Annotated in this window: 15 protein-coding genes; 11 read left to right on the top strand and 4 right to left on the bottom strand. The window is 69.7% G+C overall.

Features of this window, described 5'->3' with window-relative positions:
- Window positions 1–146 precede the first annotated feature (146 nt).
- Both ILP86_RS01725 and ILP86_RS01720 read left to right on the top strand, forming a co-directional pair.
- A complete protein-coding gene (locus ILP86_RS01725) occupies window positions 147–602 on the top strand; it encodes a DM13 domain-containing protein (protein WP_113680645.1) in 456 nt (151 codons plus the stop codon).
- Entirely contained in the window at window positions 599–1087 is a 489-nt protein-coding gene (locus tag ILP86_RS01720; RefSeq protein WP_113680646.1) for a DoxX family membrane protein, read from the top strand. The genes ILP86_RS01725 and ILP86_RS01720 overlap by 4 nt, the downstream gene beginning before the upstream one ends.
- A gap of 66 nt (window positions 1088–1153) precedes the next feature.
- Here the strand turns inward: ILP86_RS01720 and ILP86_RS01715 are convergent, their stop codons facing one another.
- Entirely contained in the window at window positions 1154–1723 is a 570-nt protein-coding gene (locus ILP86_RS01715) for a DUF1992 domain-containing protein (RefSeq protein ID WP_227750891.1), read from the bottom strand.
- An 84-nt stretch (window positions 1724–1807) separates the two neighbouring features.
- On the opposite strand from ILP86_RS01715, the gene ILP86_RS01710 reads away from it, so the two are divergent.
- Complete coding sequence (locus ILP86_RS01710) at window positions 1808–3130, top strand: MATE family efflux transporter (RefSeq protein WP_058631709.1); 1323 nt, start codon at window positions 1808–1810, stop codon at window positions 3128–3130.
- A gap of 118 nt (window positions 3131–3248) precedes the next feature.
- The gene (locus tag ILP86_RS01705) at window positions 3249–3560 is read left to right on the top strand and encodes a hypothetical protein (protein WP_113680365.1); all 312 of its coding nucleotides are present in this window, start codon (window positions 3249–3251) and stop codon (window positions 3558–3560) included.
- A 19-nt stretch (window positions 3561–3579) separates the two neighbouring features.
- On the opposite strand, the gene ILP86_RS01700 is transcribed toward ILP86_RS01705, so the two are convergent.
- Entirely contained in the window at window positions 3580–4218 is a 639-nt protein-coding gene (locus tag ILP86_RS01700) for a TrmH family RNA methyltransferase (protein WP_113680366.1), read from the bottom strand.
- A gap of 94 nt (window positions 4219–4312) precedes the next feature.
- On the opposite strand from ILP86_RS01700, the gene ILP86_RS01695 reads away from it, so the two are divergent.
- Both ILP86_RS01695 and ILP86_RS01690 read left to right on the top strand, forming a co-directional pair.
- Complete coding sequence (locus ILP86_RS01695) at window positions 4313–5581, top strand: Nramp family divalent metal transporter (RefSeq protein WP_193761232.1); 1269 nt, start codon at window positions 4313–4315, stop codon at window positions 5579–5581.
- 19 nt (window positions 5582–5600) lie between these two features.
- Window positions 5601–5900, top strand: coding sequence for a hypothetical protein (locus ILP86_RS01690; protein WP_046747465.1), 300 nt, complete (start codon window positions 5601–5603; stop codon window positions 5898–5900).
- Between the two features lie 15 nt (window positions 5901–5915).
- Here ILP86_RS01690 and ILP86_RS01685 read toward each other — a convergent pair whose 3' ends face one another.
- Window positions 5916–7361 (bottom strand): Na+/H+ antiporter NhaC family protein, encoded by a 1446-nt coding sequence (locus tag ILP86_RS01685; RefSeq protein WP_046747464.1) that lies wholly within the window; start codon window positions 7359–7361, stop codon window positions 5916–5918.
- Between the two features lie 62 nt (window positions 7362–7423).
- Window positions 7424–9037 (bottom strand): amidohydrolase, encoded by a 1614-nt coding sequence (locus tag ILP86_RS01680; RefSeq protein ID WP_193761231.1) that lies wholly within the window; start codon window positions 9035–9037, stop codon window positions 7424–7426.
- A gap of 81 nt (window positions 9038–9118) precedes the next feature.
- On the opposite strand from ILP86_RS01680, the gene ILP86_RS01675 reads away from it, so the two are divergent.
- From ILP86_RS01675 to ILP86_RS01655, 5 genes are read left to right on the top strand one after another with little or no spacing between them, the layout of a single operon-like run.
- Entirely contained in the window at window positions 9119–9775 is a 657-nt protein-coding gene (locus ILP86_RS01675) for a TetR/AcrR family transcriptional regulator (RefSeq protein WP_082682592.1), read from the top strand.
- A 9-nt stretch (window positions 9776–9784) separates the two neighbouring features.
- Window positions 9785–10414, top strand: a complete 630-nt coding sequence (locus ILP86_RS01670) for a metal-dependent transcriptional regulator (protein ID WP_046747461.1) — start codon at window positions 9785–9787, stop codon at window positions 10412–10414.
- Window positions 10415–10446: 32 nt separating this feature from the next.
- Complete coding sequence (locus tag ILP86_RS01665) at window positions 10447–11268, top strand: HAD-IIA family hydrolase (protein WP_046747460.1); 822 nt, start codon at window positions 10447–10449, stop codon at window positions 11266–11268.
- 3 nt (window positions 11269–11271) lie between these two features.
- Window positions 11272–11850, top strand: a complete 579-nt coding sequence (locus ILP86_RS01660; protein ID WP_046747459.1) for a YdeI family protein — start codon at window positions 11272–11274, stop codon at window positions 11848–11850.
- Window positions 11847–12011 carry a hypothetical protein gene (locus ILP86_RS01655; protein WP_164734122.1) on the top strand — a complete coding sequence of 55 codons (165 nt, stop codon included), beginning with the start codon at window positions 11847–11849 and terminating at the stop codon, window positions 12009–12011. Before ILP86_RS01660 ends, ILP86_RS01655 begins: the two co-directional genes overlap by 4 nt.
- The last annotated feature ends 27 nt before the right edge of the window (window positions 12012–12038 follow it).

Here is a 12038-nt window from a genome sequence, read left to right as displayed (position 1 = left end):
CTCAGCGCCGTCGGGCGGTTCCTTACGGTTCTGAAAGGTCTCCCCCATCGCCCTCCGCGCGTTCGTAGCGTTCTTCGAAGTGCGATCCGCCGCGGCCTCCGTCGCTCCGGACACACAGTCGCACACACCGTGAACAGGAGAACCTCATGCGCAAGACCGCCTTCGCCGCCACCGCGGCCGTCACCCTCGCTCTCGCCCTCGCGGCGTGCAGCTCCCCCGCCACCACCGAGGACACCAAGCCCTCGTCGTCGGCGTCGCAGAGCGCGGATCCCGGCACGTCGACGACCGAGATGAAGATGTCCGAGAAGACCGGCACTTTCATGGGTCTGAACGAGAAGAAGGTTTCGGGCACCGTGACCGTGTCCGACGACGAGATCGCCCTGTCCGGGTTCTCCTCCGACGAGGGACCCGACCTGCACGTCTACCTCACGAACGGCACCGACGAGGCCGCGGTCTCCGCCGGCATGCTCGTCGATGCGGTCTCGTTCGACACCACGACGCAGACCTTCGCCCTCGACGGCATCGACACGTCCGAGTACTCCTACGTCGTGATCCACTGCGACAAGGCGAAGGCCGTGTTCGGGGCAGCCGAGCTCTCATGAGCGGAGCGCGGCCGGCACGCGCCCTGGTCCTCTCGCTGCTCGGCGGCGGGGCCAGGGTGGCGGTCGGGGTGCTCTGGCTGATCGAGGGCATCCTCAAGTACCGCGCGGGGTTCGGGGCGGCCGACATCGAGCTGGTGGCACAGAGCACGGAGGGGAACCCTCGGGTGCCGTGGTTCTTCGCCCCGCTCGGGTCGTTCATGGGGACGGCGCCCGAGCTGTTCGGCGTGGTGATGCCCGCCCTCGAGGTCGCCCTCGGCGTGCTGCTGGTCGCGGGCCTGCTGACCAGGATCACCGCCTTCCTGTCGATCGGAACACTGATGCTCTACTGGAGCGCCGATCAGCTGATCGCCCAGTATCCGGCGATGGTCATGCTCTCCGCCGTCGTGCTCCTCGTCCCGGCCGCTGCACGGCTCGGAGTGGATGGATGGCTTCGTGCGCGTCGCGCACAAGGCACCGAGACGGCTTCAGGCCTGTGGGAGGGCTGAAGCGACGGGAGGGCTGAACCTGCCGAGAGGGGACCGGATCGCGTCGCGGAGGGGCGGGCGTCCGGGTCAGTCGCGTCGTCGCGCGCGGAAGCGTCGGCGACGCGGCTGCTCGGCAGGGGCGGGGGCCGGGCGTGCGGCACGGCGCTCGGCCCAGGCGGCCACCTCGTGATCCACGTCACGGAGGGGTGTCACGACCGGCGGACCGCCCTGAAGCTGGCGACGCGCCTCCCGCACGCGACGGTTGAAGTCCTCCAGCACGTCGCGCACATCGGACTCGCGCCCGAGCAGGTCGAGCTGGTCGTCCAACTCCCTGTCCTCGGTGCGCAGCAGGATCGCGGGCGGCCCGAGGCCGGTCAGGTTCTCGGTCTGGATCTTGCGGCGGATCCACCAGTCGGGATCGTGGTGGGTCCCGAGCCCTTCGAGAGGCTTGCCCGCGCCGGGGAGATCGTCGAACTCTCCGCGACGGATCGCCACCTGGATCGCCGTCTCGATGAACGCCGCAGGATCGACGGCAGCGGCGAAACCCGGTGCGGCCCCCGACTCCTCGCTCGCGTCGCCGTCCGCGCTCGCGTCGGCGTCCGCACGCTCGCTCCTGCGTGCGAGGTACCGCGCCGCCGCGTCTCTGGGGTCCGTCATGATGCACCTCCGTGACATCCGGGTCTCCTTCACCCTACGTCCATGGCAGCGGGCGAGGTCGGCGCCAGGTCATAGGCTCGGAGGATGACCGCGCGCGCCTCCCTCAACCGAGAGATCCTGAGGCTGGCTATCCCCGCTCTCGGCGCGCTGATCGCGGAGCCCGCGTTCCTGATCGTGGATGCCGCGCTCGTCGGGCACCTCGGGACCACACCGCTCGCCGGGCTCGGCATCGCAGGAGCCGTGCTCCAGACGATCGTGGGACTCATGGTCTTCCTCGCCTACTCCACGACGCCGGCCGTCGCCCGGCGCTTCGGAGCGGGGCAGCCGGGAGAGGCCGTCTCGGTGGGAGTCAACGGCATGTGGCTGGCCCTCGGGCTCGGCGCCGTGCTCGCGGTCATCGGAGCGGTCTCCTCGCCGTGGCTGGTCTCGCTGTTCGGTGCCAGCGAAGCCGTGGCCGCCCAGGCGAACGAGTACCTCGTGATCTCGATGTGGGGTCTTCCCGCCATGCTCATCGTGTTCGCCGCGACCGGACTCCTGCGCGGAATGCAGGACACCATGACGCCGCTGTGGATCGCGGGCCTCGGGTTCGGCGCGAACGCCCTGCTCAACTGGCTCTTCATCTACGGACTCGGCTGGGGCATCGCGGGCTCCGCCGCCGGCACCGTGACCGCGCAATGGGGGATGGTCGCCGCCTACGTGCTGGTCGTCCGTCGTCTCGCCACCCGGCACAGCGCCTCGCTGCGCGCACAGGGCGCGGGTCTTCGCAGCACCGCGACATCGGGCGGCTGGCTGTTCCTGCGCACCGTGAGCCTGCGCGTCGCACTGCTCGCGACCGTGGGCGTCGCCACCGGAATCGGCACGGACGAGCTGGCCGGATGGCAGATCGTCTTCACGATCTTCTCGGCCGCCGCGTTCGCGCTCGACGCCCTCGCGATCGCAGCGCAAGCGCTCATCGGCAAGGAACTCGGAGCCGGAGACGAGCAGCAGGTGCACCGTGTGCTGGCCCGCACCGTCGCTTGGGGCGCATGGTTCGGCGTGATCGTCGGCGCGCTGATCGCCGCGCTGTCGGGGGTGCTCGGCATCGTCTTCACCGGATCAGCGGAGATCGCCTCCCTCGTGCAACCGGCGCTGCTCGTGCTCGCCGTCGCCCAGCCGATCGCCGGTGTGGTCTTCGTGCTCGACGGGGTGCTCATGGGCGCGAACGACGCCCGATACCTCGCGATCGCCGGCGGCCTGAACCTCGTGCCGTTCCTCCCCGCCCTGTGGATCGTCACGGCGACGGGGGTCGACGGCACTGCGGGACTCGTCTGGCTCGCGGTCGCCTTCTTCGGCGTGTACCTGCTCGCGCGACTCGGGACTCTGGGTTGGCGGGTGCGCTCGGGGCGCTGGCTCTCCGCCACAGCCTGACACTGCACCGAACCCGGCGATCACGCCTTCTCCACAACGCCCGGAATCCGCGGAATACTACGTCTCCGACCCCTGGCGCCCTCGACGAGGATCGAGGGACACTGAAGGGATGTTGGGGATGACGGAGCCACAGGTATGGACTCTGATCGGCGTCTTCGCCGCGGGGATGTTCGGCACGATCACACTGATCTCGACGATGTTCCTGCGCACGATGCAGAACGGGTTCGATGGCGTGCGCACGGAGATGCGGAACGAGTTCGCGAGCGTGCGCACCGAGTTCCGGAGCGAGTTCGCGAGCGTGCGCACCGAGACGGGCAGCGAGTTCGCCGGCGTGCGCACGGAGATCCGGGCGGTGCATGAGCGCATGGATCATCTCGATCGCGACGTGAGCGCGATCTATCGCCACATCTTCGGCATCGACCGCGGCTGACCGATCACACGAGCCGGGTTCAGGCCGCGTGTCTCCGGCACCACTCGTACATGATCACGGCGGCCGCGGCGCTGGCGTTGATCGAGCGCGTGGATCCGTACTGGGTGATCTCGATGTGGGCGGACGCAGCGGCGAGCGCCTCGGCCGAGAGGCCGGGACCCTCCTGCCCGAACAGCAGCACGCAGCGCTGCGGCAGATCGGCCTTGTCGACGGGTACCGCTCCCTCGACGTTGTCGACCGCGATGATCGGGACTCCTTCGGCCGCAGCCCAGGCGGCGAACGTCTCGACGTCTTCGTGGTGCACGACGTGCTGGTAGCGGTCGGTGACCATCGCACCGCGCTTGTTCCAGCGGCGGCGACCGATGATGTGCACGGTGTCGGCGAGGAACGCATTGGCGCTGCGCACGATCGACCCGATGTTCATGTCGTGCTGCCAGTTCTCGATCGCGACGTGGAACGGATGCCGCCGGGTGTCGAGGTCGGCGACGATCGCCTCCATCCGCCAGTAGCGGTAGCGGTCGATCACGTTGCGGGTGTCCCCCGCCGCCAGGAGCTCAGGGTCGTACTGCTCGCCCTCCGGCCAGGCCGTCTCGCCTCCGGGCCACGGGCCCACGCCGTACCCGGGTTGGGCGATCGATCCTGTGCTCGCGTCATCCATCCCGCCAGGCTAGCGCCGCCACACGTCCGGGGATATTTAGGTCCACCGAAAAATACGCTACGGTTTCGGTGTGCCTAAAAATGCTTCCGCTCCGATGACGAACCCGACCGTTCCCCCGGCCAGGGCTCCGCGCAGTCTGTGGCTGCTCGGGCCGGCCCTCGTCGCGGGCGTCGCTTACCTGGACCCCGGCAACGTCGCCAGCAACATGACCGCGGGGGCGCAGTACGGCTACCTGCTGGTGTGGGTCGTGGTCGCGGGCAACGTGATGGCCTGGCTGATCCAGTACCTGTCGGCCAAGCTCGGGGTCGTCACCGGGCAGAGCCTCCCGGAGCTGCTGGGCTCACGGCTCACGCGCCCCTGGGCCCGCCGTGCATACTGGCTGCAGGCGGAGCTGGTCGCGATGGCGACCGACCTGGCCGAGGTCATCGGAGGCGCGGTCGCCCTCAACCTGCTGTTCGACGTGCCGCTGCTGCTCGGCGGCCTCATCACCGGCGCGGTCTCGATGATCCTGCTCACGGTGCAGAGCCGTCGCGGTGCCCGTCCGTTCGAGTTCGTCATCATCGCGCTCATGGCGATCATCACGATCGGCTTCGTCGCAGGCGTGTTCGTCGCGCCCCCCGACCCGGCGGGCGTCATCGGCGGCATGGTGCCCCGGTTCGAAGACACCGGCTCGGTCCTGCTCGCCGCCTCCATCCTCGGCGCGACGATCATGCCGCATGCGATCTACGCACACTCCTCCCTGGCCCGCGACCGCTTCGGCGCCGCGACCGACCACATCGGCGACGAGGCCGTGCGCACCGAGGCGTCGCGCATCCGCCGCCTGCTCACGGCCACCCGCTGGGACGTGTCGATCGCCATGGTGGTCGCCGGCTCCGTGAACCTGTGCATCCTGTTGCTCGCCGCCGCGAACCTCGCGGCAGTCGAGGGCACCGACTCCCTGGAGGGCGCGCACGCCGCGCTCGCTGCCGGACTCGGGCCGGTCGTGGCGACCTTCTTCGCCGTGGGTCTGCTCGCCTCAGGGCTGGCGTCGACCTCGGTGGGCGCCTACGCCGGGGCGGAGATCATGCACGGCCTGCTGCATGTGCGCATCCCCCTGCTCGCCCGTCGACTGGTCACGTTGATCCCGGCGCTCGTGATCCTCGGCATCGGCTTCGACCCGACGCTCGCGCTGGTCCTCAGCCAGGTGGTGCTGTCGTTCGGGATCCCGTTCGCACTGATCCCCCTGGTCGCCCTGACCGCGCAGCGACGCACCCTCGGCTCCTGGGTGAACAGCCGCTGGACGACGGCGGCAGGTGTGATCGCCTCCGTGCTCCTGATCGCGCTCAACGGCGCCCTGCTCTGGCTGGTGCTGACGGGCGCCTGAGCCCGGATAGGCTCGACACATGTCTGCCGAGAACGCCCGCCGCAACGTCCGCATCCTCACCTGGACCGGCTTCGCGACGGGCGTGATCGGCGCCGTGCTGATCGCTTTCCCGAAGGTCATCGACCTCGCGAGCCCGTGGGTGCAGCTCGCCCTCGGAATCGCCACGCTCGTGCTGGCGTTCCGGGCACGCAAGATCGGCATGGCCGACATCGAGGACTTCGACGGCCGCCTGTCTCTGGCCGCCGCGCTCCTCGGGTTCCTCGTCGTTTTCTTCGCGGGTCAGGCCGCGTTCGGCATCCTGGTCGCCGTCGCGAACTGACCCGCGCTGACGGCACTACGCCGTGACGAATCCCGTCACCAGGTAGAGCACGAACGACAATCCGGCCGCGATCCCCGCGTAGGGCAGGATCGCGAGCATCAGATTGATCGGCTTGATGCCGATCGACCGCGACGCGAGGATGATGCCGTCGCCGTACAGGCACGTGGTGCTGCCGAGCGCCGCACCGGAGAACACGGCGGCACCCGCGAGGATCGGATCCGCTCCGAGCGCGATCGCGAGAGGGAGGACGACCGGGGTGATGACGGCGGCCAGGTCCCAGAACGATCCCGTCGCGTAGGCGTAGACGCCGCACACCGCGAACACGATCGCCGGCAGCAGGGCCGGAGTGAGCACGGGCTCGGTGACCTGGATCACGAACTCCGCCAGCTGCAGGGTGATGTTCATCTCCTGCACCATGAACGCGAGCACGGTGAGCACCATCACGAACAGCATGCTCTCGATGCCCTCGAGCGCGGCGTCCAGCACCCCGCGGATGCGAAGTCGGCGCTGCACGAGCACGATCACGATCGTCACCGCGAGAGACGCGGCGGTGCCGGCGACCACGTTGGCGTTCGTCGCGATCGTCACTCCGACGAGCACGGCCATGGCGATCAGGAATCCCCACGGCTGCGGCTTTCTCCCGGTCTCGGTCGACGTCGCGAGGGCTGTCGCCACCCGCTGCGCGGTCGAGCCGTCCGGGTCGTCCGCCTTCAGCTCGGCGAGGAGAGCCGCCCCCTCGGCCCTGCGCTCCTCGTCGGTCGTGCCGACCGGGAAGACGTCGCCATCGCGCTCGGCACGGATCGCATCGCGCTTGATCGCGCCGAACCTCGGCAGCCAGCCGACGCTCATCAGGAGGGCGACGGCCAGGGCTGCCCAGCCGAAGAAGATGAACGGGATCGCCTGCAGGTACGCCCCGAAGCCGGTGCCGCCGACGGTCACCCCCTGCGCCTCGAAGAGCCCGGAGAAGAACAGAGCCCACGTCGAGACGGGGATGAGGACGGCGATCGGCGCGGCCGTCATCTTCATGATCGCGCCGAGCTGGGTGCGCGGAACCCGGTAGCGGTCGGTGACCCGCTTCATCGATGTGCCGGTGGTGAGCACGTTGAGGTAGTCGTCGACGAACAGCACGATCGAGAGCAGGAAGGTCAGCACCAGCGACTTGCGCCGGGAGGTGACGAACCGCTCGGCCCAGTCGGCGAAATCGGTGACGATGCCCGACTTCTCGAACAGCATCATCAGCATGCCGAACAGCGCGACGATCAGCAGCAGCCACTGCGCCGTCTCGTTGGAGAGGGCTGTGCCGGTGTACTCGACCCAGACGTCGAAGCCGCCCCAGCCGCCGAGGATCAGCGCCCCGGCGACGGTGCCGCAGAAAAGGGCGAACAGGGTGCGTCTGGTGGCGACCGCGACGATCAGGATCACCACGATGGGCAGGAGCGCGAGAGCGCCGAATTCGGGCATGGGGGTCACCTCAGTGTGAAGGAGTGTGGAGGATGCGGGCGCGAGGGGGCGGCGAGCCGGGGTCAGGGCTCGACGCCGCCGACGACCGTCCCCCGTACGGGAAGGACGGGGAGGTCGTCCGGGGAGACGTGCAGCGGGTTCTCCGCCCACACGGCGTAGTCGGCCTTGAACCCGGGGGCGATGCGGCCGAGGTCGGCATCTCCCTGAGCCAGGGCGGCGCCCACGGTGTAGCCGTGCAGCGCCTGGTACGGGGTGAGCACCTGGTCGGGCTCGAACACGGGCGCATCAGGGTCACCGGGCCGTCGGCGCAGCATCGACCATGCGAGGCCGATACGAGCATCGTTCTGCGCGATGGGCCAGTCCGACCCGAGGGCGAGAGGGGCTCCCGCGTCCCAGTAGTCGCGCACCCGCCACGCGCGCGCGGCACGCTCGGGTCCGAGCCGGTGGGACCAGTCGTCCGAGCCGTCCGCCTTGCGCCACTGCATGTGCAGGGGCTGCATCGAGGCGGTGATCCCGGCGGCGGCGATGCGAGCGACATCGCGGTCGGTCGTCGTCTCGAGGTGCTCGATACGATGCGGGGCGCCGGAAGCGCTGCGTACGCCGGCCGCGAGGTACGCGTCGACGACCTCGCCCACCGCCCGGTCGCCGATCGCGTGCGTCGCGACCTGGAACCCGGCCTCGGTGTATCGGCGCACGGTGCGGCCGTACGCGGCCACGTCCTTCCAGAACGGCTCCAGTCCCTCGCCGGCGGAATCGGGCGCGTGCAGCCAGGCGGTCCCCGTCTCGACCACGCCGTCGGCGTAGAGCTTGACCGATCCGCCCCGCCAGCGCTCGCCGCGTCGGTCCCGCATCCGCAGGTTCTCGATCGTCCGTTCCTCGTCGAAGCCGGGCTCGTGGTCGATCGCCGAGACGATGCGGACGGGAAGACCCGGACCCTGCTCCAGAGCATCGAGCAGATCGAGCGTGGCGAAGCCGCCGTCCATGATCGTGCCGCCGGTGAGTCCGGAGTCGCGCAGTCCGCGCAGCAGGTCGTGCCCGATGGCAAGGGTCTGCTCACGGGTCCGGGCGGGCGCGCTCAGACGTACCGGCTCGTAGGCGCCGAGTTCGCGCAGCTCCCCTGTGGGGTGGCCGTCGGCATCGACGACCACGCACGACGAATCCTCGAACGCGCGTGCGCCGGTGATGCCCGCCCGGGCCAGGCCGGCGTGGCTGGCGAGAGCGGTGTGCCCGTCGAACACGATGAGCAGCGCCGGGAGTCCGCGCACCGCGTCCTCGATCGCGGCGGCGGTCATCGGCAGGTCGTGGAACACGTCGTAGTCGAGATTCCAGCCGCGCACCCACGGGTCCGCATCTTCGGCGAGCGCGCGGTCGGCCTCGACGCGAAGGGCGGCGAGCAGCGCCGCCCCGGTGGTCAGACCGCCGAGGTCGATGCCCGCCGTCAGCTCGATCCCCTGGATCGGATGCAGGTGCGCGTCGATGAGGCCAGGCGTGACGGCCGCTCCACCGAGATCGCGTACGCGGGTGCGAGGTCCGCGCAGCTCTCGGACCAGCGCATCGTCCCCGACCGCGAGGAAGCGCCCTTCGCGCACGGCGAAGGCTGTGGCGAACGGGCGGCGCGGGTCCATCGTCACCACGCGTGCGCCGGTGACAATGGTGTCGGCGTCGAAACCGGTCATGACTGTGCCTTCGTCCGTTGAAGAGTTCAGTATTGAAAGAGTTTCAATAAAATACCAGACACCTGAGCAGAATCGAGCACGATGACGAAATCTCCGCGCAGCGTCGGGCGGCCGTCGACCCAGGTGCTCACCGAGGAGCGCATCCTCAAGGCCGCGTTCCGGCTGAGCGCCCAGCGCACGCCGCGACAGTTCACCATGACCGCACTCGCGGAATCGCTCGGCGTGCGCACCTCCGCGCTCTATCACCACTTCGCCAACCGGGACGCCGTGATCCGGGCCATGCGCGGGCAGGTCAGCCGTGCGCTCGTCTCCCCCGTCCTCCACGAGCTGCCCGTCGAGGACGCACTGCTCACCTGGGCGCACAGCTACCGCGACGCCGCGATCGCCGCACCGGAGGCCATGGTGATGCTCGCCACCTCGCCGATCGACGCCGACGAAGGCTCGTTCGCCGACTACGACCAGATCGCACGCCTGCTCGCGCACGACGGGTGGCCCACCGAGACCATCGTGGACGCCATCGTGGCACTGGAGTCGTTCATCATCGGCTCCGCGCTGGACGCCCTCGCCCCCGCCGACAACATGGCACCGGGAGAGCTCGCCCCGCATTTCCCGACCTTCGCCGAGGCCGAGGCCGCCAGGGCCCGGCTCAGCACCGACCCCGCCCGCCGCACGTTCGAGATCGGGGTGCGGGCGCTCATCCACGGACTCACCGCATGGGCGCGCGAGAGCACCACGTAGGCTGGGCGGGTGGCATCCCCTGCAGCTGACGACTATCTGAAGACCGTCTACGCGCATACCGAGTGGCAGGACGCACCGATCACCCCCTCGGTGCTGGCCGCGAAGCTCGGCATCGCGCCATCGTCGGTCACCGAGATGGTGAAGAAGCTCGCCGCCGCCGGACTCGTCTCGCACGTGCCCTACGGAGCGGTGCGATTGACCGAGGCAGGGACGAAGCGCGCGCTGGCCATGGTGCGCCGGCACCGCCTGGTCGAGACCTGGCTGGTGCAGGAGTTCGACTACGGCTGGGACGAGGTGCACGACGAGGCCGAGGTGCTCGAGCACACCATCAGCGACCGGCTGCTGGAGGGCATCGATGCGCGCCTGGGACGCCCCCGCTTCGACCCGCACGGCGACGCGATCCCGGACGCCGAGGGCCGCATCGAACGCGCTCCGTTCGTGCTGCTCGCCGATGCCCCTGTCGGACACGTCGGCCGCGTGCTGCGGGTGAGCGACCAGGACCCCGAGGTGCTCCGCGCCGTCGAAGCTGCCGGGATCGCCGTGGGCGTCGAGGTCGAGGTGACCGACGGCGGCTTCTCCGTCGGCGGCGCGGAGGCCGAGGTCGCGCACGCCGCCGACGCGATCTGGCTCACGGCCTGACGCCGGAAAGGTGCGGCCCCTAGGCTGTGCACATGGCAAAACGTGACGACATCGAATGCTGGCTCACCGACATGGACGGCGTGCTCGTCCATGAGAACGACGCCATCCCCGGAGCATCCGAACTGCTCGCCGGATGGGAGAGCGCCGGCATCCCGTACCTGGTGCTCACCAACAACTCGATCTTCACCGCACGCGACCTGTCCGCACGCCTGCGCATCAGCGGCCTGCATGTGCCGGAGGAGCGCATCTGGACCTCGGCGCTCGCGACAGCCGACTTCCTGAAGCAGCAGCTCCCCGGCGGCTCGGCCTTCGTGATCGGCGAGGCCGGCATCCTCACCGCCCTGCACGACGCCGGCTTCATCATGACCGAGACGAACCCGGACTTCGTGGTGGTCGGCGAGACGCGCAACTACTCCTTCGAGGCGATCACGAAGGCGATCCGGCTCATCATCGGCGGCGCACGCTTCATCGTGACGAACCCCGACGCCACGGGGCCGAGCACCGACGGTCCACTGCCGGCCACCGGAGCCATCGCCGCCCTCATCACGAAGGCCACGGGCAAGGAGCCCTACGTCGTCGGCAAGCCGAACCCCATGATGTTCCGCTCGGCGCTGAACAAGATCGGCGCGCACTCGAAGCGAACGGGCATGATCGGCGACCGCATGGACACCGACGTCGTCGCCGGCATCGAGGCGGGCCTGCACACCGTGCTGGTGCTCACCGGGATCAGCGACCAGGCCGAGATCGAGAAGTACCCGTTCCGCCCCGACGAGATCGTGCAGTCGGTGGCCGACCTGCTGCCGCGGATCACCGAGACGATCACGACGGTGAAGCCGGGCAAGACGAAGAAGTAGCCCGTGGGCGCGCTGGACGAGGGGGAACGGTTCCGGGCCGCTGATGCGGCGGCGTGGCGCGCCTGGCTCGAGGAGAATCACGAGCGCACGGCGGGGGTCTGGCTGCTGAGCGTGCGCGGGGCGTCGGACGGCGTCGGCTACGAGGATGCCGTCCGTCAGGCGCTCTGCTTCGGATGGATCGACGGCCCCGTGCGCGTGTTCGGCGACGGGACGGACGACCGCGCCAACGGGCAGTGGTTCTCGCCGCGGCGTCCCGGCAGCGGGTGGGCGGCCACCAACAAGGCGCGCATCGCCGAACTGGAAGCGGCAGGAATGCTCGCACCCGCCGGCATCCGAGCGCTGGAGACGGCGAAGGCCAACGGCTCGTGGACCGTGCTCGACGGACCGGAGGCGGGTATCGAGCCGGACGAACTCACCACCGCGCTCGATGCTCTGCCCGTCGCGCGCGCGAACTGGGACGCATTCCCGAAGTCGGTGAAGAAGTTCGGACTCACCCACATCGCGATGGCCAAGAGACCGGAGACCCGGGCGGCGCGCATCGCCAAGATCGTGGCGGACGCTGCGGAAGGGAGACGCCCATGAACCAGAGCGACCTGCTGTTCCTCGTGATGTTCGTGATCCTACTGTCGACGCTGACGGTCTTCATCGTGCAGTTCGTCCGCTCCCGTCGGCGCGGCCCCGGCGACGACGACCGCGCCGGCTGGTGGGAAGGCCCCTGGGACGACGACGACCGCAAGCGCTGAACCTGCGGTCGTCGACGACGGCGGTGG

Source organism: Microbacterium sp. R1, assembly GCF_015159725.1.
GTDB lineage: Bacteria > Actinomycetota > Actinomycetes > Actinomycetales > Microbacteriaceae > Microbacterium > Microbacterium oxydans.
Note: the sequence above shows the minus strand (reverse complement) of the source record. Positions and strands in the feature narration are given on the sequence as shown.